Source organism: Pectobacterium versatile (genome assembly GCF_003932035.1).
In the GTDB taxonomy this organism is placed as follows: Bacteria; Pseudomonadota; Gammaproteobacteria; order Enterobacterales; family Enterobacteriaceae; genus Pectobacterium; species Pectobacterium versatile.
In genome coordinates this window covers 272,821-295,620 of sequence record NZ_CP034276.1, presented here as the reverse complement: position 1 = coordinate 295,620, position 22,800 = coordinate 272,821, and the positions used below count along the sequence as shown (strand labels likewise).

Sequence of the window (22,800 nt, the reverse complement as noted above, 5' to 3'; positions counted from 1 at the left end):
GACGGACGGCAGTGTACCTGAAATCACAGTGACGCCCTATGCCTGAATTCCTAAAGTTTTACGACAATACGTTAGCCGCTTGCTGCCGTTGCCAACGCACAAATGCGGGACGGTTTGATGCGACAGCATCAGCCCAACGAGTCGGCTCCGGTAAACGGTAGCCACGCATACAAGATTGCACCCAGTACAATGCACTATCCTGACTGACTCGATGCCCCGTCGCCACAAACAGTGGATTACAGCGCGCTTTACTGCGCCATACCCAGCCAATCTGCTCGCCCTTATCCAGTAACGGCTGCTGGCTGCCAACACGCTCTGCCAATGGCTCAAATCGGCCACAAAGCCGACTTTTCGCTACGCCAATCGTCGGCACATCAACTAGCAGACCAAAATGGCTGGCAACGCCGAGACGACGCGGATGGGAAATCCCATGCCCATCGACAAACAGCAGATCCGGTTTCTGTTCAAGCAACGCCCACGCAGCGAGCAGCCCAGGACATTCACGAAACGAAAGAAAGCCGGGGATATAAGGCATTGTCGTGCTGATACGCGCAATCTTGTATTCTATCAGTTCCAACGAAGGATAGCGCATTACCGCAATCGCAGCACGGGTTACTGAGCCTTCTTGCTCAAAGCCAACATCCGCACCCGCGATAAACGCGGGTTGCTCAAAAGGTAAATCGTCGTGGCGAATCACATCAGAAGCGCGGGCCAACTGCTCAGTCCGCAGCTGTTGTGTATCAATCACATCACCTCCTGTGAATCATGCGTGATAAGCGCGGGACAACCGATGCACGGCCTCAACAAAAACGCCCGCATGCTCCGGCGGCACATCCTGATGAATGCCGTGACCCAGATTGAAAACATGGCCGTTGCCTTGTCCAAATCCAGCCAGGATCGATGCCACTTCCTGCTCGATCCGTGCCGGATCGGCATACAACATCGACGGATCCATGTTTCCCTGTAGCGCGACTTTATCGCCTACGCGACGGCGTGCGTCAGCAATATCGCTCGTCCAGTCTAGCCCCAACGCGTCGCAGCCCGTTTCTGCCATCGCTTCCAGCCACTGGCCGCCACCTTTAGTGAAGAGCGTCACGGGCACACGGCGACCTTCATTCTCGCGCTGCAAACCATCAACGATCTTGTGCATGTAATGCAGAGAAAATTCTTTGTAGTCGCGTCCGCTCAGCGCGCCGCCCCAGGTATCGAAGACCATCACCGCCTGCGCACCCGCGCGAATCTGCGCGTTGAGATAAAGAATGACGCTATCAGCCAGCTTATCCAACAACAGGTGTAGCGTTTTAGGCTCGGCGAACATCATTTTCTTGATGACGGTAAACGCTTTGCTGCTACCGCCTTCAACCATATAGGTTGCCAGCGTCCACGGACTGCCCGAGAAACCGATAAGCGGTACTTCACCCGCGAGATTTTTACGGATCGTCCGCACCGCGTTCATCACATACCCGAGTTCCTGTTCTGGATCAGGGACAGGCAGTTTAACCACATCGGCATGCGACGTGATCGGGGAGTGAAAACGTGGGCCTTCCCCCGCTTCAAAATAAAGCCCTAACCCCATGGCATCAGGGATAGTGAGAATGTCAGAGAACAAGATCGCAGCGTCTAACGCATAGCGCCGTAAAGGTTGTAACGTGACTTCACAAGCCAGCTCTGCGTTTTTACACAGCGACATAAAATCACCCGCCTGTGCGCGCGTTGCCTTATATTCTGGCAGATAACGCCCCGCCTGACGCATCATCCACACCGGGGTGACATCAACGGGTTGGCGTAATAACGCCCGCAAATAGCGATCGTTTTTCAGATCAGTCATGTTCTTTTCCTTTCAACCTCACGGCGGTTCTACACCGGGTAGATGTGATGAAACGGATGCGTTATAAGGCAAACGCTTTATGACGCAAATAGTACCACGTCAGCCTTCGTTCTCGTGATAAGTGCGGCAAAGTACCACCGTATCTTCAATAAGCCGACGCGCGACGGTGCCCGGTGGAGGCAACTGCGGGAGTTGGTCATAGCGGAACCAGCCTGCATCACGCAGCTCTTTCGGATCGTGCTTGATGTCTCCACCCGCATAATCGGCCATAAACGCCATCATCAGAGAATGAGGGAATGGCCAAGGCTGCGAACTCACGTAACGCAGGTTTTTTATCTGAATTTGGCTCTCTTCCATCACCTCACGTACGACCGTCTGCTCCAGCGTTTCGCCCACTTCAACAAACCCGGCCAGCACGGTGTACATGTTTCCGCGATGCCGATTGTGCTGCGCCAGCAGAATCTCATCGCCACGGCGAATCGCGACGATGATGCAAGGCGCGATCTGCGGATAATAGCGTTCTTTGCAATGGTGACATAAGCACGCCAGTTCCGTTTTGCTCCGCACCATTTCATGGCCGCAGTAACCACAAAAACGATGAGAACGATAGAACTCAGCCAACTGTACGCCTCGCCCCGCGAGCTGGAATAAGCCCACGTCCTGATCGAGCAACTGGCGAACTGATGCCATATCGGAATCTCGTCCCTGACAGACCAGCCAGACAGGCAGCCCTTGCCATTCGCCGATTTGGCGAGCCGTTTTCCCCTGCAACGACCACTCTATTGCCGTTCCGCGCGGCAATTCTCCCTGAGGTAACCAGATTTGTACCGCGTCGCTAACCACCCACCAGCCGGTTTCATCACCTTTTAGCGTCTGTTCCATATCTTTTTATTGCTCCACTGCCACTTCACTGGCATTTTACATTCAGAGTGATTACATAAGTTTTATAACTGGGATTTCAGTTATTTCTTACCGTTCACGGAGTCAACAATGCTAAACCAGCTACAAAGTCTAACTGAATACGTTGGTGGCAATAATGCGTTAATCGACCAATGGCTACAAGCGCGTAAGCGGCTTCTGGTGGCTTACTATCATCTGGTTGGCATCAAGCCGAACAAGGAAGCGCTTTCTCTTTTGGATGAAGAGGCATTGGATAATTTTTGCCAGAATCTGGTGGATTATCTTTCTACCGGCCACTTTCACTTATACGAAAAAATGCTGCATGAAGCAGCGACGCACAGCGAACAAGTATTAGCGCTTTCCACCCAGCTCGACCTCGCCCTGCAAAATAACACGCAGCAAATTATGGCGTTTTACGATAGCCACCTGGCGGCAGCCATCGACCATGATAACTGCCTCGAATTCCAGCACGCACTCTCTCACGTCGGCGAAGCATTGGAAGAGCGTTTTACGTTAGAAGACAACATGATCCAGCAGGTTTACGACAAATAGTGGTCATTTGACGCTATTTAAGTAAATCATCACACACTGTAAAGGCAACAGCGGCACGCTTTGACATCTGCGTTTTGCCGACATACAGTGTAGGGGTTTTATTGGCCCGTTTAAGAGACGGGCATATCTTGTCGGAGTGCCTAGCGTGCTCGTGTTTTGTTTTACGAAATCAATCGTTATGACAAAACTTATGAGCGCACAGGCTGAGACCGTTAATTCGGGATCCGCGGAACCTGATCGGGTTAATACCTGCGAAGGGAACAAGAGTAATGCACCTCATTGAGCCCAAGGCTGTGTATTCCCACATACCTGCTCTGACGCTCAATATCATTATTACTCCCTCCGGCTCCAGACAAGCAATCTTCCCTTTACGTCTTACAGGAACTTGCTATGTCTACAGAACCCTTGTCTATAAAAGCAGTGTCATCCAAATCCGGTCGCCGTGAACAGCGTGCCGCCGCCCAGCAGTTTATTGAAACCTTACAGGGAACCGCCTTTCCCAATTCCAAACGCATTTACCTGACAGGTTCACGCGATGACATCCACGTACCGATGCGGGAGATTCAGCTTAGCCCGACGTTGCTTGGCGGCAGTAAAGACAACCCCCAATACGAACCCAATGAGCCAATCCCGGTTTACGATACTTCAGGGCCTTATGGCGATCCGGCTGCGCAACCCGATGTCCGCGTTGGGCTAGCGAAGCTGCGCGCCAGCTGGATTGCAGAACGTCACGACACCGAAGCGTTATCCGGCGTCAGCTCCGACTTCACCCAACAGCGTCTGGCGGATGCGGGTCTGGATCATCTGCGTTTCGAACACCTGCCACGACCTTTGCGTGCCAAAGCGGGCAAACGCGTCACCCAGCTCCACTATGCGCGGCAGGGCATGATTACGCCCGAAATGGAATTTATCGCCATTCGCGAAAATATGGGGCGCGAGCGTATTCGCGGCGAGGTACTGCGCCAGCAGCATCCAGGGCAAAGTTTTGGCGCCCTTCTGCCAGAAAATATCACGCCGGAATTTGTCCGTCAGGAAGTGGCTGCCGGGCGCGCAATTATTCCCTCAAACATCAATCACCCTGAATCAGAGCCGATGATTATCGGGCGCAATTTTCTGGTGAAGGTTAACGCCAATATCGGTAATTCCGCCGTGACGTCTTCCATCGAAGAAGAGGTGGAAAAGCTGGTCTGGTCTACCCGCTGGGGCGCGGATACGGTGATGGATCTCTCAACCGGCCGCTATATTCACGAAACGCGCGAATGGATTCTGCGTAACAGCCCCGTGCCGATCGGGACAGTACCGATTTATCAGGCGCTGGAAAAAGTGAACGGCGTGGCGGAAAACCTGAACTGGGAAATGTTCCGCGATACGCTGCTGGAGCAAGCAGAACAGGGCGTGGACTATTTCACCATCCACGCTGGCGTGCTGTTGCGCTATGTGCCGATGACGGCCAAACGCCTGACCGGCATCGTCTCCCGCGGCGGTTCCATTATGGCGAAGTGGTGCCTGTCGCATCACAAAGAGAGCTTCCTGTACGAGCACTTCCGGGAAATCTGTGAAATTTGTGCCGCTTACGATGTCGCGTTGTCGCTGGGTGACGGTTTACGTCCGGGCTCCATTCAGGATGCCAACGACGAAGCCCAGTTTGCCGAGCTGCATACGCTGGGCGAGCTGACCAAAATCGCCTGGGAATACGACGTACAGGTGATGATCGAAGGCCCCGGCCACGTTCCGATGCAGATGATCCGCCGCAATATGACCGAAGAGCTGGAACACTGCCACGAAGCACCATTCTATACGCTCGGCCCGCTGACCACCGATATCGCACCGGGTTACGATCACTTCACCTCTGGCATCGGTGCCGCCATGATCGGCTGGTTCGGCTGTGCAATGCTCTGTTACGTGACGCCGAAGGAACATCTTGGCTTGCCGAACAAAGAAGACGTCAAACAGGGGCTGATTACCTACAAGATCGCCGCTCACGCCGCCGATCTGGCGAAAGGCCACCCCGGTGCGCAGATCCGTGATAACGCCATGTCAAAAGCACGTTTCGAATTCCGCTGGGAAGACCAGTTCAATCTGGCGCTCGATCCCCAAACGGCCCGTGCCTACCACGATGAAACGCTGCCGCAGGAATCCGGCAAAGTCGCCCACTTCTGTTCCATGTGCGGCCCTAAATTCTGTTCCATGAAAATCTCACAGGAAGTACGCGACTACGCCGCGAAACAGGAAGCAGAAGCCAAACCGGTTGAAGTGGGTATGGCGCAGATGTCGCAAGAATTCCGCTCGCGCGGCGGCGAGCTTTATCACAGCGCCACCAGCCTGCAAACCGAGGAAAGCAAATGACGGACTCGACGCCTTTTGCCCCAACGGCACAGCGACTGGGGCTTTATCCCGTCGTTGATAGCGTGGAGTGGATCGAGCGACTACTCAGCGTCGGGGTGAAAACGATCCAGCTCAGGATCAAAGATCGGTCAGATGAACAAGCCGAAACCGATGTGATCCAGGCGATCGCATTGGGTCACCGCTATCAGGCGCAACTCTTCATCAATGACTACTGGAAATTAGCGGTAAAACATCAGGCATACGGCGTACATCTGGGTCAGGAAGACCTGGATACTGCCGATCTGGCCGCCATTAAAAAAGCGGGTCTGCGCTTAGGCGTCTCCACGCATGACGATCGTGAACTGGCACGCGCGGTGGCGATAAACCCGTCCTATATCGCGCTGGGACATATTTTCCCGACGCAAACCAAGGATATGCCATCAGCGCCGCAGGGGCTGGCCGAGTTGACCCGACACATTGCCGATCTGCAAGACCGTTTTCCTACCGTTGCAATTGGCGGCATCAGCATCGACAGAGTACCTGCGGTGCTGGCAACGGGCGTCGGCAGCATTGCTGTCGTCAGCGCCATTACTCAGGCACCAGACTGGCAGCAAGCCACCACGACGCTGCTCAAAATGATTGAAGGACGGGAGGCATGACATGGTAACAACTCACCATCCAACGCCTGCCGGACTGAGCGATAGCGAATTCATGCGCTACAGCCGCCAACTGATGCTGGAAGATATTGGCCCGGAAGGTCAGGAGAAACTCAAAGCCGCCCGCGTTCTGCTGGTTGGGCTGGGTGGGCTAGGGGCGCCCGCCTCGCTCTATCTGGCCGCCGCTGGAGTCGGCACGCTACTGCTTGCCGACGATGACTCACTGCACATCAGCAACCTGCAACGCCAGATTCTGTATCGCACCAGCGACACCGACAAACCCAAAGCCGTGTTGGCGCAGCGTCAGCTACAGGCATTAAATCCGCACTCAGAAGCGATTGCGATTACCGAAAGGCTCAGCGGTGACGCGTTATACAGCGCCGTCAGCCGCGTCGATCTGGTGCTGGATTGCAGCGACAACATGACAACTCGCCATGCGGTTAACGCCGCCTGCTTTAGCGCAGGCAAGCCGCTCATCAGCGGGAGCGCCGTCGGTTTCAGCGGCCAGCTCGCGGTCTTCGCACCGCCTTATCACGCTGGCTGCTACGCCTGCCTGTACCCCGATACGACCGAACCACAGCGCAATTGCCGCACCGCTGGCGTGCTGGGTCCGGTGGTCGGCGTTATTGGCACGCTTCAGGCGCTGGAAGCGATCAAACTGCTGGCCGGCATACCGTCTGCGCTAGACGGCAAGCTGAGGATGTTCAATGGCAAACAGCAGAGTTGGAACACGCTCCAGCTGACGCGTGCGCCCCATTGCCCAGTATGTGGAGGGGAGCATGAAAATCACGCTAAATGATGAACCCTTTGAATGCCCAGAGGCCACCACAGTTGAAGCGCTGCTGAGCCAGATAAATCGGCTCCAGCCTGGAACAGCGCTGGCCATCAACCAAACCATTATCCCGCACGCCACCTGGTCACAGCATCAGGTGCAAGACGGTGATGATATTTTGCTTTTTCAGGCAATCGCGGGAGGATGACATGCTGCACATTGCCGATACGACATTAACTTCACGGCTGCTGACCGGCACTGGGAAATTCGCCACGCCAGAATTGATGCTGGCAGCACTTGAGGCTTCTGGTTCTCAGTTAGTCACCATGGCGATGAAACGCGTTGACCTGAACGGCGGCAACGACGCCATTCTCGCCCCGCTACGCCAGCTCGGTATTAAGCTGCTACCGAATACCTCAGGGGCCAAAACCGCAGACGAAGCCATTTTTGCGGCCCGACTGGCGCGAGAAGCGCTGGGCACTCGTTGGCTGAAGCTGGAAATTCACCCCGATGTGAAATACCTGCTGCCCGATCCTATCGAAACCCTGAAAGCCGCCGAACAGCTGGTAAAAGAGGGATTCACGGTGCTGCCTTACTGTGGTGCCGACCCTGTGTTGTGCAAACGGTTGGAAGAAGTCGGCTGCGCGGCAGTGATGCCGCTGGGCGCGCCGATCGGCTCCAATCAAGGACTGCAAACGCGTGATTTTCTTCGCATCATCATCGAACAGGCGCGTGTTCCGGTTATTGTCGATGCGGGCATTGGCGCACCCAGCCATGCGGCCGAGGCACTGGAAATGGGAGCCGACGCCGTACTGGTCAACACGGCCATCGCCGTTGCCCGCGATCCTGTGGCGATGGCACACGCATTCAGACTGGCAGTCGATGCTGGTGGGCTTGCCCGTCAGGCCGGGCTGGGAAGTAAGCAGTTTATCGCCAGCGCCACCAGCCCGCTCACCGGTTTTCTGCATCAGCAAACAGAAGGGGTGGGGCGATGAGCGTCGATTTTCAAACCGTCTGGGAACAGCTCGACTGGGATGATCTGACGCTGTGCATCAACGGTAAAACCGCACGTGATGTCGAGCGAGCGCTTGCTGCACCACACCTGACGCGTGACGATTTTATGGCGCTCATTTCACCTGCCGCCAGCGCCTATCTGGAACCGCTAGCCCAGCGGGCACAGCAGCTCACCCGGCAACGTTTCGGCAATGCGGTGAGTTTCTATGTGCCGCTATATCTATCCAACCTCTGCTCCAACGACTGCACCTACTGCGGCTTTTCAATGAGCAATCACATCAAGCGAAAAACGCTGGATGAGGCAGAGATCCTACGTGAATGCGCCGCCATCAAGGAACTGGGGTTTGAACACCTGTTGCTCGTGACCGGCGAACACCAGCGTAAAGTAGGCATGGATTATTTTCGTCGCGTCTTTCCGCTGATCCGACCGCTCTTCAGTTCGCTGATGATTGAAGTTCAGCCGCTGTCGCAAGACGAATATGCCGAGTTGAAAACGCTGGGGTTGGATGGCGTGATGGTCTATCAGGAAACCTATCATCCGGCGACCTACCAACTGCATCACCTAAAAGGACAAAAGCAGGATTTCCATTGGCGACTCGCCACGCCGGATCGGCTTGGGCGTGCGGGGATCGACAAGATCGGGCTGGGCGCTTTAATCGGCCTGTCCAATAGCTGGCGAACCGACTGCTACATGGTGGCGGAACATCTGTTGCACTTACAGCGGAACTACTGGCAGAGCCGTTATTCTATCTCGTTCCCTCGTCTGCGCCCCTGTACGGGCGGCATTGAACCGGCATCGCTCATGGATGAAGCACAGCTCATGCAGGTCATTTGTGCATTCCGGTTGCTGTCGCCGGATATTGAGCTGTCGCTTTCCACGCGTGAATCGCCTTTCTTTCGCGATCATGCCATTCCTATCGCGATTAACAACGTCAGCGCATTTTCCAAAACCCAGCCAGGTGGCTACGCCGACGACCATCCTGAACTGGAACAGTTTTCACCGCATGATTCACGACGCCCTGAAGACGTGGCGCAAGCCATCATACGAGCAGGTCTCCAGCCTGTATGGAAAGACTGGGACAGTTATTTAGGCAGATAGTCATTGAGCAGGTAACGCGGCGATATGCCTGATATTGGTCACTGAAGCGTGAAGTGAGAGGGAAACACGGTGATGAGGTTCCCGCAGGGACATCTCGGATCTTAAGCGATCGGTATGCGTGATACGCATGATTTGGGATGCAGCTCGCAAGCTGAAATGAGAATTACACGGAAGGTGACATTCTCAGGATAGCGCCGCGCAACATGGCATTCGGCCTATCGTCACGGCCTGCAACGAAGAATACAGTAGCGTCGTTGGCAAGCCTGAGCATGATTACGGAGCTTGCTGGCCGGAGCCGTTCGCTACTTATCGGTTCTGCACATCAACCCGCCGATACGGGGCTTATCCTTACCCGTATCGGCCCTTCCCTAAGATTATCAGGTTACGTTCTGGTCAGGAAAAGTGTGCATCATCTTCGCGACTTCATTGCCCACAATGCGAAGCCCTTCCCTTATTTCTTCCGTAAAGCGATTGGCATAATTGAGTCGAATACAGTTGCGATATTTCCCTGAGGCGGAGAAGAGCGAGCCAGCGGCTATCTGTATGCCTGCTTTTCTGACCTCACGACTGAGCTTGAGCGAATCAAAATATTCGGGCAGTTCAATCCACATCAGAAAGCCCCCCTGTGGACGGCTCACACAGATGTTTGACGGAAAATACTCACGAACCCAGCAAGTAAACGTATCCAGATTCGCTTTGTACTGAGCACGCATGCGGCGTAGGTGAGGTTGATAGTGTCCGTTACGAATAAATTCCGCCACGGCTAGCTGGGGCTGCACCACCGTCGATCCTGTACTGATGTATTTTGTATGAATCACCCGCTCCAAATAGCGCCCCGGAGCAATCCAGCCAACGCGCAAACCGGGAGCCAGATTCTTTGAAAACGAGCTGCACAACAGTACACGTCCATCTTCATCAAATGATTTTATCGCGCGGGGACGCGGATATTCATAGGCCAGCTCGCCATAGGCATCATCTTCAATAATCGCGATATCAAAATGCTGCGCCAACGTCACCAGCGATTTCTTACGGGCGTCAGGCATGATGAAGCCAAGCGGATTGTTACAGCTCGGCACCAGAAGTACGGCTTTGATCGGCCACTGATCCAGCGCCAGTCTTAACGCGTCAAGACTGATCCCCGTTACAGAGTCGGTCGGGATCTCGATCGCTTTGATATCCATCCCACGGAGGATCTGCATCGTACCCGGAAAAGCTGGTGACTCAACGGCCACGATGTCGCCGGGTTGGCAAACCGCGCGAACGGCAACAAATAAGGCTTCCTGACATCCGGTTGTGATCACAATATCATCTTGAGTCAGTTGGCAGCCGCAGTCGACGGTAAGACGAGCAATCTGTTCGCGCAACGCAGGCACACCATACACGCTGTCATATTGTAAAACCCGAGGATCCTGATATTGGCAGAGGCGACTCATCTCTTTCCACAGTGGTTTGATGGTCGGCTGGCTTACATCCGGCATTCCGCTACCAAATTTCAGTACATTGGTTTCCAGACGCACGTTCACCAGCTCCAGCACCGATTCCCACTGCGTAATTTCAACCGGACGTTGGGCAGGACGCGTCAGCGCGGGTACGGGCGGCGTTGCCTTGCGCGGCGTGACAAAATATCCCGAACGCGGCTGCGGCATAATCAACTGTCGGGTTTCCAGCAGATGATAGGCTTGCTGTACGGTACTGATACTCACACCATGTTCTGTACTCAGCGCCCGCACAGAAGGCAGGCGTTCCCCGCTTTGGTACAACCCTTGTTCGATCCGCTGTTCTAACAGCCCAGCCAGGTGTTGATAACGCGTCATCAGTATCATTCCCTATCAAGATTCACAGCAGTAACCAGTACAGATTCAGATAAAAATCACCATTCAGATGCAATATCACACAATCTGTATGCTAAAAAAATGAATTTTTTGAGTCTGTATTGAAAATAGCTTTCGCCTCATCATAGCGATCATTCACTGGCGAGGGGGAAAATATGGAATTTCATGAGAATCGATCACAAAAACCGTTCCGCGAGTCACCGTTTTGGCTCATGCTGATTTTGCCGTACCGCTTGTGGAAAGCCTGGCGGGGAAGAGCACAAACACTGAAGATACTACGGAACATGAGCGATGACGGACTCAAGGATATCGGGCTGAAAAGAAGCGATCTTGATCGGTTCAGATAGCGCCACGGCAGAAACAGTAGACTAAAAAACAGTAAAGATGTGCCGATACAGACTTTGCATCTGTATCGGCACGCGAGATTGGTGAAGTGAAGAGGTTAGTCAGGCAAGGCGTCCGACGGTGTTGCCTTCATCCGCATTCCGACAATCGCCGACAGTAAGCAGCCAACGGCAAGATAAGCTGCCACCGCATGCCATGAACCATCCATAAACTGCACCAGCAGAACGGCGATAAAAGGCGTAAACCCGCCGCCAACCACGCTGGCGACCTGATAACCCACACCCGCCCCACTATAGCGGTACGCCGTACCAAATAGCTCGGTAAACATCGGCTGCTGTACGCTAACAATCATATCGTGAGCAATATTCGCCAGCATGATGGCAAAGAACAGAATCATCAGTGTGTTATGGCTTTCCAGCGCCATAAAGAATGGCACCGCACTCGCGGCCCCAATCAGCGCACCGGTAACATAGATACGACGGCGACCAAAGCTATCCGCCAGATAGGCAAAGCAAGGAATAGATACGCAGCTGATTGCCCCCACCAGCAGCCCGATATTCAGGAAAATATCCCGCGATAACCCAAGATGGGTGGTGGAGTAATTGAGGGCAAACGCGGTGACGATATACATCGTTAACAGTTCGCCAAGCCGTAGCGCAATAATCAGCAAAAATGCCTTCGGATGCTGGCGCAGTGCTTCCATGATAGGGAACGAACGCAGTTTGCTTGCTCTTTCTCCCAGCGTTTTATTCGCCTCAAACTCCTGAGACTCATCCATTCCGTTACGCACCCACCAGGCGATAGCCACCAGAATCAGGCTGAATAAGAACGGCAAACGCCAGCCCCAAGTGGTAAATTCTTCGTTGGTCGTCAAATTGCTCACCACCGATACCGACCCAGTAGCCAATAACAGCCCAACCCCAAAACCAACCTGTACACCGCTGCTGTAAAACGCTTTCTTCTTCTTAGGCGCATTCTCTACCGCCAACAGCGCCGCCCCGCCCCATTCGCCGCCGACCGCGAATCCTTGAATTGCCCTCAGCGTAACCAGCAGCACCGGTGCCCACCAGCCAATGGAATCAAACGACGGCAACAGGCCAATCAACGCAGTAGAAATGCCCATCATCCAGACCGTAATCATCAACATCCGTTTACGGCCCAGCTTATCGCCGAAGTGGCCAAACACCATGCCGCCTAACGGGCGGAACAGGAAACCAACGCCAAACGTACCAAATGCCGCCAGCGTCCCCATCGTCGGGCTAATTTGTGGGAAAAATTCGGTATTAAATACAAGAGCGGCAACAATTCCGTACAGCAGGAAATCGTACCAATCGACAACGGCACCAACAAAACTGCCCCAGGCTGCACGTTTTGCACGATGTTGGGAATGGCTTACTGACTGTGTTTGTAAGGTTTTATCAGAAGAAAGTGAGTCATCTTGCTGAGGTAATGAGCCGCCAGGCTGTGAGAGTGTTGGCGTAGTTGAGGTGTCCATGTCGGTTCCGTTCTATTTACTTTACACTACTGTACAACAAAAAATTTCAGGGATGAAATTTTTAACGTCGCTTGCGACGGGTCGTCCGCAGGGAAGCAGCCATAAAAAAAACCCCGACCATAATAGTCGGGGTTTCTGTTATTTACCGCATGATAGCGCAGCGCAAAAAGACTTATTCGTCGTCGCTGCTACCAAAGCCTGCGTTCAGCAGTTCGGCCAGGTTAGCAGAAGCTTCATCGGCACTCACCTGAGGCACGACAGGCGCTTCACCCGCCTGACGGCGGCGCATACGATCCTGATGGTACGCATAACCCGTACCCGCTGGGATCAGACGACCTACGATAACGTTCTCTTTCAGGCCACGCAGTTCATCACGCTTACCAGCAACAGCGGCTTCGGTCAGTACGCGAGTGGTTTCCTGGAACGATGCCGCAGAAATGAAGGACTCGGTCGCCAGAGATGCTTTGGTGATACCCAGCAGATCGCGGCTGAACGTTGCCGTAATCTTGCCATCCGCTTCCAACTGGCGGTTAGCAATCTTGATGCGAGAGAATTCTGCCTGTTCGCCTTCCAGGAACTCCGTGCCACCAGCGCTAACGATGGTGCCTTTACGCAACATCTGACGAACGATAACTTCGATGTGTTTATCGTTAATCTTAACGCCTTGCAGACGGTAAACTTCCTGAACTTCGTTGGTGATATAACGCGTTACTGCATGTACACCACGCAGACGCAGAATATCGTGCGGAGACTCTGGGCCGTCGGAAACAACGTCACCACGCTCCACAACTTCACCTTCGAACACGTTAAGCTGACGCCATTTCGGAATCATCTCTTCGTAAGCATCGCTGCCATCCAACGGAGAAATTACCAGACGGCGCTTACCTTTGGTTTCTTTACCGAAGGAAATGATACCGCTGATCTCTGCCAGAATAGCCGGCTCTTTCGGACGACGGGCTTCAAACAGGTCGGCTACGCGTGGCAGACCACCGGTAATGTCCTTGGTACCACTGGATTCCTGAGGGAGACGCGCCAATGTATCACCGGCACCAATCTGAACCCCATCTTCCAGCTGAACAATTGTTTTACCCGGCAGGAAGTATTGAGCAGGCATATCAGTACCTGGAATCAGTACATCTTCGCCTTTGCCATCAACGATTTTCAGTGCTGGACGTAGGTCTTTACCACTACCGGTACGCTCTGCGCTATCCAGAACCACGATAGAGGACAAACCAGTCAGTTCGTCGGTCTGGCGAGTAATGGTCTGACCGTCAATCATATCAGCAAAGCGGATGAAACCGCTTACCTCGGTCACCACTGGCATGGTATGCGGGTCCCAGTTTGCGACGGTTTCGCCACCGCTAACTTCTGAGCCGTCACCCTTCGCCATCACTGCACCGTAAGGCACTTTATAGCTTTCTTTGGTACGTCCGAATTCGTCGATCAGTTTCAGTTCGGTATTACGTGAAGTAATAACCAGTTTACCGTTGCTGTTCATAACGAACTTCGCGTTGTTCAGTTTCAGGCTACCTTTGTTTTTCACCTGAATGCTGGACTCAGCTGCCGCACGCGATGCCGCACCACCGATGTGGAACGTACGCATGGTTAACTGTGTACCTGGTTCACCGATGGACTGTGCCGCGATAACCCCGATGGCCTCACCTTTGTTGATGATATGACCACGAGCCAGATCGCGACCGTAGCAATTGGCGCACACGCCAAAGTCGGTTTCGCAGCTTACGACTGAACGTACTTTAACGGCGTCAACGGAGTTCTCTTCCAACATGTCACACCACTGCTCATTCAGCAGCGTGTTACGTGGAACCAGAATGTCCGCAGTGCCCGGTTTGATCACGTCTTCAGCCGTTACACGACCCAGTACGCGCTCACGCAGTGGTTCTTTAACATCACCACCCTCGATAACCGGCGTCATCATGATACCTTCGTGGGTACCACAATCGTCCTCGGTCACAACCAGATCCTGCGCAACGTCAACCAGACGACGAGTCAGATAACCGGAGTTCGCTGTTTTCAGTGCGGTATCCGCCAGACCTTTACGCGCACCGTGCGTCGAGATGAAGTACTGGAGTACGTTCAGACCTTCACGGAAGTTTGCGGTAATTGGCGTCTCGATGATCGAACCATCTGGTTTCGCCATCAGACCACGCATACCCGCCAACTGACGAATCTGTGCTGCAGAACCACGCGCACCGGAGTCGGCCATCATAAAGATGCTGTTGAAAGAAACCTGCTGCTCAACCACGCCATCACGGTTAACCACATCCTCAACGGACAGGTTTTCCATCATCGCTTTCGCAACACGTTCGTTCGCCGCTGCCCAGATATCGATCACTTTGTTATAGCGTTCGCCCGCGGTAACCAGACCAGACTGGAACTGCTCCTGAATCTCGGCAACTTCGGTTTCGGCTTCTTCGATAATCTCGGCTTTTTTCTCCGGGATAACCATGTCATCGATACCTACGGAAGCACCAGAGCGCGCCGCGTAAGCAAAACCGGTGTACATAGTCTGGTCAGCGAAGATAACTGTCGGCTTCAGACCCAAAATGCGGTAACAGGTGTTCAGCATTTTGGAGATCGCTTTCTTGCCCAGAGGCTGGTTAACGATCGAGTACGGCAGACCTTTCGGTACGATCATCCACAGGATGGCACGGCCGATAGTCGTATCGATAATCGACGTCTGATGCGTAACCTCGCCTTCGATGCTCTTGATCTCTTCCGTGATACGCACTTTAACGCGCGCATGCAGAGAGGCCAGACCAGCGCGATAAACACGTTCAGCTTCTTTCGGACCCGTGAGCACCATGCCTTCGCCTTTGGCGTTAACACAGTCACGCGTCATGTAATACAGACCCAATACCACGTCCTGAGAAGGAACGATGATTGGCTCACCATTCGCAGGGGACAGGATGTTGTTGGTCGACATCATCAACGCACGCGCTTCCAACTGGGCTTCCAGCGTCAACGGTACGTGTACAGCCATCTGGTCACCATCGAAGTCGGCGTTATATGCCGCACAAACCAGCGGGTGCAGCTGGATCGCTTTACCTTCGATCAGAACCGGTTCAAATGCCTGGATACCCAAACGGTGCAGTGTTGGTGCACGGTTCAGCAGTACCGGGTGTTCGCGGATAACTTCGTCCAGGATATCCCATACGACAGCTTCTTCGCGCTCAACCATTTTCTTGGCGGCTTTAATGGTGGTAGCAAGACCACGCAGTTCCAGCTTGCCGTAGATGAACGGTTTGAACAGCTCCAGTGCCATTTTCTTCGGCAGACCACACTGATGCAGACGCAGGTATGGACCAACGGTGATTACGGAACGACCGGAGTAGTCAACACGCTTACCGAGCAGGTTCTGACGGAAACGACCCTGTTTACCTTTGATCATATCGGCCAAAGATTTCAGAGGACGTTTGTTAGAACCGGTGATCGCACGACCGCGACGGCCGTTATCCAGCAGGGCATCAACCGCTTCCTGCAACATACGTTTTTCGTTACGTACGATGATATCTGGCGCAGCCAGATCCAGCAGACGTTTCAAACGGTTGTTACGGTTGATCACGCGACGATACAGATCGTTCAGGTCGGAAGTCGCGAAACGACCACCATCCAGCGGAACCAACGGACGCAAATCTGGTGGCAGTACTGGCAGAACGGTCAGGATCATCCACTCTGGCTTGTTACCAGACTGTACGAATGCTTCCAGCAGCTTAATGCGCTTCGTCAGCTTCTTACGTTTGGTTTCAGAGTTGGTTTCGGTCAGCTCTTCACGCAGCTGCTCGCATTCCTGTTCCAGATCCATGTTCTTCAGCAGAGCCTGAATCGCTTCGGCGCCCATTTTCGCGTCGAACTCATCACCAAACTCTTCCAACGCATCCAGATACTGCTCTTCAGTCAGGATCTGACGGCGCTCAAGGTTGGTCATGCCGCCTTCAACCACGACATAAGATTCAAAATAAAGCACGCGCTCAATATCACGCAGCGGCATATCTAACAGCAAACCGATACGGGAAGGCAGTGACTTCAGGAACCAGATGTGCGCAGTCGGAGAAGCCAGCTCAATGTGACCCATACGCTCACGACGTACTTTAGTTTGGGTCACTTCAACGCCGCACTTCTCACAAATAACACCGCGGTGTTTCAGGCGCTTATACTTACCGCACAAGCACTCATAATCTTTTACTGGCCCAAAGATACGGGCACAGAAAAGGCCGTCACGTTCAGGTTTGAACGTACGGTAGTTGATGGTTTCTGGCTTTTTAACTTCACCAAAAGACCACGAACGGATCATGTCTGGCGAAGCCAGAGCAATTTTGATCGCATCAAACTCTTCGGTCTTAGTTTGCGCTTTCAGAAACTTTAATAAGTCTTTCACGGATTGGCTCCTGTCGGAGTTAGACCTGATAGACACCTGATCTATGCCGTTAACAACAATATTGTCGTTAAAAACAACGTTCAGGTGTCCCTATGACGAATGCCAGCAATACAACGAGCTGGGATTACTTTTCTTCCAGCTCGATGTTGATACCCAGCGAACGGATTTCTTTCAACAATACGTTGAAGGATTCCGGCATGCCTGGTTCCATCTGATGATTGCCATCCACGATGTTCTTATACATCTTGGTACGGCCGTTCACGTCATCAGACTTAACGGTCAACATCTCTTGCAGGGTATAAGCTGCACCATAAGCTTCCAGCGCCCACACTTCCATCTCACCGAAGCGTTGACCACCGAACTGCGCCTTACCACCCAGCGGCTGTTGAGTAACCAGGCTGTAAGAACCGGTGGAACGAGCATGCATCTTATCGTCAACCAAGTGGTTCAGTTTCAGCATGTACATGTAGCCCACGGTAACCTGACGCTCAAATTGCTCACCGGTACGTCCATCGTACAGGGTAATCTGACCGGAGGTAGGGATACCGCCCATCTGCAACAGTTCCTTGATTTCTTTCTCTTTTGCACCGTCAAATACTGGCGTTGCAATTGGCATACCTTTCTTCAGGTTTTCAGCCAGACGCATAACTTCTTCGTCTGAGAAAGTACTCAGGTCGACTTTCTGACGCACATCGTCGCCCAGGTCATAGGCTTTCTGGATGAACTCACGCAGTTTGGTCACTTCTTCGTGCTGTTTGAGCATGGCGTTGATTTTCTCGCCGATACCTTTCGCAGCCATACCCAAGTGGGTTTCCAGAATCTGACCGATGTTCATACGTGAAGGTACGCCCAGCGGGTTCAGTACGATATCGACCGGCGTACCGTTCTCATCGTAAGGCATATCTTCGATCGGGTTGATCTTGGAGATAACACCTTTGTTCCCGTGACGACCTGCCATCTTGTCACCCGGTTGGATCTGACGTTTAACGGCCAGATAAACCTTAACGATTTTCAGCACGCCAGGTGCCAGATCATCGCCTTGGGTGATTTTACGGCGCTTAGCTTCAAGTTTTTTCTCAAACTCGTGCTTCAGCTCATCATACTGTTCTGCCAGCTGTTCCAACTGATTCTGCTTATCTTCATCAGTCAGACCCAGTTCCAACCAGCGCTCGCGCGGCAGTTTGTCCAGTTTGTCAGCTTCTACGCCGCCAGAAACCAGCACTGCGTGGATACGTCCAAACAGACCCGCTTCCAGAATCTGCAACTCTTCAGTCAGGTCTTTCTTCGCCTGCTTCAGCTGCATTTCTTCGATTTCCAACGCACGTTTGTCTTTTTCCACGCCATCGCGGGTAAAGACCTGTACGTCGATAATCGTACCGGAAACACCGTTTGGTACACGCAGAGAAGAGTCTTTAACGTCAGACGCTTTCTCACCGAAGATCGCACGCAGCAGTTTCTCTTCTGGCGTCAGTTGGGTTTCCCCCTTCGGCGTTACCTTACCAACCAGAATGTCACCACCGGTCACTTCCGCACCGATGTAAACGATGCCGGACTCATCCAGTTTAGAAAGTGCTGCTTCACCCACGTTCGGGATGTCCGCAGTAATTTCTTCAGGCCCTAACTTGGTGTCACGAGACACACAGGCCAGTTCCTGAATGTGGATGGTCGTAAAGCGATCTTCCTGAACCACACGCTCGGAAACGAGGATGGAGTCTTCGAAGTTGTAACCATTCCATGGCATGAATGCCACGCGCATGTTCTGACCCAGCGCCAGTTCACCCAGATCGGTGGACGGACCATCTGCCAGAACGTCACCACGTTCTACCGGCTCACCCAGTGACACACACGGCATCTGGCTGATGCAGGTGTTCTGGTTAGAACGGGTATATTTGGTCAGGTTATAGATGTCGATCCCGGCTTCGCCCGGATACATTTCATCGTCATTAACGCGGATTACAATACGAGAGGCATCCACGTACTGTACTGTACCACCACGTTTGGCTACGGCAGTTACACCGGAGTCAACCGCAACAGCGCGTTCCATACCGGTACCAACCAGCGGCTTATCAGCGCGCAGGGTCGGAACGGCCTGACGTTGCATGTTCGCACCCATCAGGGCACGGTTGGCGTCATCGTGTTCCAGGAACGGAATCAGGGATGCACCGACGGAAACCACCTGCTGTGTGGAAACGTCCATGTATTCAACCTGATCGCGGCTGAACAAGCTGGACTCGCCTTTGTTACGGCAGGTAACCAGTTCGTCGATGAAGCGGCCTTCTTCGTCCAAATTGGTGTTCGCCTGTGCGATAACGAAGTTACCTTCTTCAATCGCAGACAGGTAATGGATCTCATCCGTCACCACATTTTCACGCACACGACGATACGGGGTTTCAAGGAAACCGTATTCGTTCGTTTGCGCATAAACGGAGAGGGAGTTGATCAGACCGATGTTCGGACCTTCCGGCGTTTCGATAGGACAAACGCGACCGTAGTGAGTCGGGTGTACGTCACGAACTTCAAAGCCAGCACGTTCACGCGTCAGACCGCCTGGACCCAATGCGGAGATACGACGTTTGTGCGTAATCTCGGACAGCGGGTTGTTCTGGTCCATAAACTGTGACAGCTGACTTGAACCGAAGAACTCTTTCACGGCAGCCGAAATCGGCTTGGCGTTGATCATGTCCTGTGGCATCAGCGTATCGAGGTCGCCCAGAGACAGACGCTCTTTTACAGCACGTTCTACACGCACCAGACCAACGCGGAATTGGTTTTCTGCCATTTCGCCGACGGAACGGATACGACGGTTGCCGAGGTGGTCGATATCATCCACTTCGCCTTTACCGTTACGGATATCAATGAGCTTCTTCATCACTTCGATGATGTCATCTTTGCTCAGGATACCGGAACCTTCGATCTCATCACGTAACAGAGAACGGTTGAACTTCATACGACCAACCGCAGACAGATCGTAGCGGTCTTCAGAGAAGAACAGGTTCTCAAACAGCGTTTCTGCTGCTTCACGCGTTGGTGGTTCACCAGGACGCATCATGCGATAAATTTCAACCAGCGCACTCAGACGATCGTTTGACGGATCGACGCGCACGGTTTCAGACATGTATGCACCATGATCAAGATCGTTGGTGAACAGTGTCTCAATACGTTTGTGACCAGACTGGCTTAGTTTAGCCAGCAGATCCAGCGACAGCTCCATGTTGGCTGCGCCGATCAGTTCACCGGTGCTCTCGTCGATATAATCTTTGGACAGTACTTTGCCAGCGATATATTCAACAGGCACTTCAATACGCTCAATACCGTCTTTCTCTAACTGACGGATATGACGCGCAGTGATGCGGCGACCTTTTTCGATATAAACTTTACCGTTCGCTTCAATATCAAACGATGCGGTTTCACCACGCAGACGCTCAGGAACCAGATCCATCTGCAATTTATTGCCATTGATTTCATAGACAATTTTATCGAAGAAAAGATCGAGAATCTGTTCGGTGGAATAACCCAGCGCGCGCAGGATAATGGTCGCAGGCAATTTGCGACGACGGTCGATACGGACAAACAGGTTATCCTTCGGATCAAACTCGAAATCCAGCCAGGAACCACGGTAAGGAATAATACGTGCGTTATACAGCACCTTACCTGAAGAGTGGGTTTTACCTTTGTCGCTATCGAAGAACACACCTGGACTACGGTGCAACTGAGACACGATTACGCGCTCAGTACCGTTGATCACAAAGGTACCGTTATCGGTCATGAGCGGAATTTCGCCCATGTAAACTTCTTGTTCTTTGATGTCTTTAACGGTGCCTTCAGGCGCTTCGCGCTCGTAGATCACCAGGCGCAGTTTTACGCGTAGCGGCGCAGAGTACGTCACACCACGGATCTGACATTCTTTAACGTCAAATACTGGCTCGCCCAAGCGATAGCTAACGTATTGCAGCTCTGAATTACCGCTATAGCTTTTTATAGGGAAAACAGAACGGAATGCAGCTTCCAAACCGTACTGACCTTCCGGGTCTTGCTCGATAAACTTCTGGAACGAGTCAAGTTGGATAGAAAGGAGATAAGGTATGTCCAAAACCTGTGGACGTTTACCAAAATCCTTACGAATGCGTTTTTTCTCGGTATAGGAGTAAACCATAGGGTTCCTCAGCTAGCTGACAAGTCGAACCACTCTGTCTGCCCTAACAAGGACAGTTCATGCAACACTATTTATGTTGGTCGGAAAATAGAGAACTTTCCGTAATACGTCTTTCTATTACTCTTAAACCATTTCGTTACTCTTGCTTAGGCATGGAGCCCATGCAGGAAAGCAGTATATTAAGTCGTCAATAGAAAAAAATATTGGGGGAAATCAATGGCTAAACAGTGTGAAACCCCATTGATGCCCTACAGCGCAAAAAGGCTGGTGACTAAAAAGTCACCAGCCATCAGCCTAATAAATCAGGCTGCAACCTGAAAGGTTGGCTTATTTAACTTCAACTTCTGCGCCAGCTTCTTCCAGTGATTTTTTCAGTGCTTCAGCGTCATCTTTGCTCACGCCTTCTTTCATCACTGCTGGTGCAGACTCAACCAGATCTTTGGCTTCTTTCAGGCCCAGACCAGTTGCGCCGCGAACAGCTTTGATTACAGCAACTTTGTTAGCGCCGATAGCTTTCAGCACAACGTCGAACTCAGTTTTTTCTTCAGCAACTTCAGCTGGGCCAGCAGCAACAGCTACAGCAGCAGCAGCAGAAACACCGAATTTTTCTTCCATAGCAGAAACCAGCTCAACAACATCCATTACAGACATAGCTGCTACTGCTTCCAGAATTTGATCTTTAGTGATAGACATAACAATTGTTCCTAAGAATCAGAAATAGTTTATACGTTAGCAAGTACGTTAGAAAAAAAAGCGCTATTACGCAGCTTCTTTTGCATCGCGAACAGCAGCCAGAGTGCGGACCAGTTTGCCGGCAGCGGCTTCTTTCATGGTCGACATCAGACGTGCCAGTGCTTCTTCGTAAGTCGGCAGCGTTGCCAGACGGTCAATTTGAGCCGCCGGGATCAGCTCGCCTTCAAAGGCTGCAGCTTTGACCTCAAATTTTGCATTCGCTTTCGCGAACTCTTTGAACAGACGAGCAGCAGCGCCCGGGTGTTCCATAGAGTATGCAATCAGGGTCGGACCAACAAACGTGTCTTTCAGGCATTCGAATTGAGTGCCTTCAACGACGCGGCGCAGCAGGGTGTTACGAACAACACGCATGTAAACGCCAGCTTCACGACCTGCTTTACGCAGTTCGGTCATTTTATCAACGGTAACGCCACGAGAATCCGCAACAACCGCAGACAGCGCACCTTTGGCTACTTCGCTGACTTCAGCAACAATCGCTTGTTTGTCTTGAAGATTTAATGCCATTAGCTTTTGCTCCTGGATATAGCCGGAGAAACTCTCCGGAACTCACTTCACTTATCGCCAAAATTAGAGATAAGCGTTGAAACACGGTGAGCAGAATCCAGTAAAAAATTATTCTTTATAAAAAAGAAAAACGTTATTTAGGCTCTGTCACCGTCTACGCAGGAGAATTAAGTTTC

The 22,800-nt window shown here is 52.5% G+C and carries 17 protein-coding genes and 1 riboswitch; of the genes, 8 read left to right on the top strand and 9 right to left on the bottom strand.

Annotation, left to right across the window (positions count from 1 at the left end):
- Positions 1 to 58: 58 nt before the first annotated feature.
- From nfi to nudC, 3 genes are all read right to left on the bottom strand, one after another.
- Positions 59 to 748 (bottom strand): deoxyribonuclease V, encoded by a 690-nt coding sequence (gene nfi, locus EIP93_RS01330; RefSeq protein ID WP_109226067.1) that lies wholly within the window; start codon positions 746 to 748, stop codon positions 59 to 61.
- Between the two features lie 15 nt (positions 749 to 763).
- The gene (gene hemE / locus EIP93_RS01325; protein WP_103863019.1) at positions 764 to 1,828 is read right to left on the bottom strand and encodes a uroporphyrinogen decarboxylase; all 1,065 of its coding nucleotides are present in this window, start codon (positions 1,826 to 1,828) and stop codon (positions 764 to 766) included.
- 99 nt (positions 1,829 to 1,927) lie between these two features.
- Positions 1,928 to 2,710, bottom strand: a complete 783-nt coding sequence (nudC, locus tag EIP93_RS01320; protein WP_010301758.1) for an NAD(+) diphosphatase — start codon at positions 2,708 to 2,710, stop codon at positions 1,928 to 1,930.
- 108 nt (positions 2,711 to 2,818) lie between these two features.
- Between nudC and rsd the strand changes: the two genes are divergently transcribed.
- The 7 genes from rsd to thiH all read left to right on the top strand — a co-directional run bounded on the left by rsd (position 2,819) and on the right by thiH (position 9,146).
- Positions 2,819 to 3,280 (top strand): sigma D regulator, encoded by a 462-nt coding sequence (gene rsd / locus EIP93_RS01315; RefSeq protein ID WP_125232165.1) that lies wholly within the window; start codon positions 2,819 to 2,821, stop codon positions 3,278 to 3,280.
- 122 nt (positions 3,281 to 3,402) lie between these two features.
- Positions 3,403 to 3,557: riboswitch (TPP riboswitch) on the top strand.
- A 113-nt stretch (positions 3,558 to 3,670) separates the two neighbouring features.
- Positions 3,671 to 5,626 carry a phosphomethylpyrimidine synthase ThiC gene (gene thiC / locus EIP93_RS01310; protein WP_103943002.1) on the top strand — a complete coding sequence of 652 codons (1,956 nt, stop codon included), beginning with the start codon at positions 3,671 to 3,673 and terminating at the stop codon, positions 5,624 to 5,626.
- Complete coding sequence (gene thiE, locus EIP93_RS01305; protein WP_125232164.1) at positions 5,623 to 6,264, top strand: thiamine phosphate synthase; 642 nt, start codon at positions 5,623 to 5,625, stop codon at positions 6,262 to 6,264. The genes thiC and thiE overlap by 4 nt, the downstream gene beginning before the upstream one ends.
- A 1-nt stretch (position 6,265) precedes the next feature.
- Positions 6,266 to 7,060, top strand: coding sequence for a HesA/MoeB/ThiF family protein (locus EIP93_RS01300; RefSeq protein ID WP_109226070.1), 795 nt, complete (start codon positions 6,266 to 6,268; stop codon positions 7,058 to 7,060).
- Complete coding sequence (gene thiS / locus EIP93_RS01295) at positions 7,041 to 7,241, top strand: sulfur carrier protein ThiS (protein WP_039494840.1); 201 nt, start codon at positions 7,041 to 7,043, stop codon at positions 7,239 to 7,241. The genes EIP93_RS01300 and thiS overlap by 20 nt, the downstream gene beginning before the upstream one ends.
- Position 7,242: 1 nt before the next feature.
- Entirely contained in the window at positions 7,243 to 8,028 is a 786-nt protein-coding gene (locus EIP93_RS01290; protein ID WP_105880157.1) for a thiazole synthase, read from the top strand.
- Positions 8,025 to 9,146, top strand: a complete 1,122-nt coding sequence (gene thiH, locus EIP93_RS01285; RefSeq protein ID WP_103942996.1) for a 2-iminoacetate synthase ThiH — start codon at positions 8,025 to 8,027, stop codon at positions 9,144 to 9,146. The genes EIP93_RS01290 and thiH overlap by 4 nt, the downstream gene beginning before the upstream one ends.
- A gap of 377 nt (positions 9,147 to 9,523) precedes the next feature.
- Here thiH and EIP93_RS01280 read toward each other — a convergent pair whose 3' ends face one another.
- Complete coding sequence (locus EIP93_RS01280) at positions 9,524 to 10,960, bottom strand: aminotransferase-like domain-containing protein (protein ID WP_116362736.1); 1,437 nt, start codon at positions 10,958 to 10,960, stop codon at positions 9,524 to 9,526.
- A gap of 173 nt (positions 10,961 to 11,133) precedes the next feature.
- Between EIP93_RS01280 and EIP93_RS01275 the strand changes: the two genes are divergently transcribed.
- Complete coding sequence (locus tag EIP93_RS01275) at positions 11,134 to 11,325, top strand: DUF1127 domain-containing protein (RefSeq protein WP_103863028.1); 192 nt, start codon at positions 11,134 to 11,136, stop codon at positions 11,323 to 11,325.
- Positions 11,326 to 11,420: 95 nt separating this feature from the next.
- Here the strand turns inward: EIP93_RS01275 and shiA are convergent, their stop codons facing one another.
- The 5 genes from shiA to rplJ form a co-directional block, all read right to left on the bottom strand.
- Entirely contained in the window at positions 11,421 to 12,818 is a 1,398-nt protein-coding gene (shiA, locus tag EIP93_RS01270; RefSeq protein ID WP_125232163.1) for a shikimate transporter, read from the bottom strand.
- A 172-nt stretch (positions 12,819 to 12,990) separates the two neighbouring features.
- Entirely contained in the window at positions 12,991 to 17,214 is a 4,224-nt protein-coding gene (gene rpoC / locus EIP93_RS01265; protein ID WP_103863030.1) for a DNA-directed RNA polymerase subunit beta', read from the bottom strand.
- A gap of 124 nt (positions 17,215 to 17,338) precedes the next feature.
- Positions 17,339 to 21,367, bottom strand: coding sequence for a DNA-directed RNA polymerase subunit beta (gene rpoB, locus EIP93_RS01260; protein ID WP_103863031.1), 4,029 nt, complete (start codon positions 21,365 to 21,367; stop codon positions 17,339 to 17,341).
- A gap of 327 nt (positions 21,368 to 21,694) precedes the next feature.
- Complete coding sequence (gene rplL / locus EIP93_RS01255; RefSeq protein ID WP_005970331.1) at positions 21,695 to 22,060, bottom strand: 50S ribosomal protein L7/L12; 366 nt, start codon at positions 22,058 to 22,060, stop codon at positions 21,695 to 21,697.
- A 66-nt stretch (positions 22,061 to 22,126) separates the two neighbouring features.
- Positions 22,127 to 22,624 (bottom strand): 50S ribosomal protein L10, encoded by a 498-nt coding sequence (gene rplJ / locus EIP93_RS01250; protein WP_012772934.1) that lies wholly within the window; start codon positions 22,622 to 22,624, stop codon positions 22,127 to 22,129.
- Positions 22,625 to 22,800: the final 176 nt, after the last annotated feature.

Bases quoted from the DNA above. Each gene is read 5' to 3' on its own strand.
- EIP93_RS01280 (WP_116362736.1), bottom strand. From the start codon at position 10,960: ATGACGCGTTATCAACACCTGGCTGGGCTGTTAGAACAGCGGATCGAA.
- EIP93_RS01275 (WP_103863028.1), top strand. From the start codon at position 11,134: ATGGAATTTCATGAGAATCGATCACAAAAACCGTTCCGCGAGTCACCG.
- thiE (WP_125232164.1), top strand. From the start codon at position 5,623: ATGACGGACTCGACGCCTTTTGCCCCAACGGCACAGCGACTGGGGCTT.
- thiH (WP_103942996.1), top strand. From the start codon at position 8,025: ATGAGCGTCGATTTTCAAACCGTCTGGGAACAGCTCGACTGGGATGAT.
- rpoB (WP_103863031.1), bottom strand. From the start codon at position 21,367: ATGGTTTACTCCTATACCGAGAAAAAACGCATTCGTAAGGATTTTGGT.
- EIP93_RS01300 (WP_109226070.1), top strand. From the start codon at position 6,266: ATGGTAACAACTCACCATCCAACGCCTGCCGGACTGAGCGATAGCGAA.
- thiS (WP_039494840.1), top strand. From the start codon at position 7,041: ATGAAAATCACGCTAAATGATGAACCCTTTGAATGCCCAGAGGCCACC.
- rplL (WP_005970331.1), bottom strand. From the start codon at position 22,060: ATGTCTATCACTAAAGATCAAATTCTGGAAGCAGTAGCAGCTATGTCT.
- rplJ (WP_012772934.1), bottom strand. From the start codon at position 22,624: ATGGCATTAAATCTTCAAGACAAACAAGCGATTGTTGCTGAAGTCAGC.
- shiA (WP_125232163.1), bottom strand. From the start codon at position 12,818: ATGGACACCTCAACTACGCCAACACTCTCACAGCCTGGCGGCTCATTA.
- thiC (WP_103943002.1), top strand. From the start codon at position 3,671: ATGTCTACAGAACCCTTGTCTATAAAAGCAGTGTCATCCAAATCCGGT.
- rsd (WP_125232165.1), top strand. From the start codon at position 2,819: ATGCTAAACCAGCTACAAAGTCTAACTGAATACGTTGGTGGCAATAAT.
- EIP93_RS01290 (WP_105880157.1), top strand. From the start codon at position 7,243: ATGCTGCACATTGCCGATACGACATTAACTTCACGGCTGCTGACCGGC.
- nudC (WP_010301758.1), bottom strand. From the start codon at position 2,710: ATGGAACAGACGCTAAAAGGTGATGAAACCGGCTGGTGGGTGGTTAGC.
- hemE (WP_103863019.1), bottom strand. From the start codon at position 1,828: ATGACTGATCTGAAAAACGATCGCTATTTGCGGGCGTTATTACGCCAA.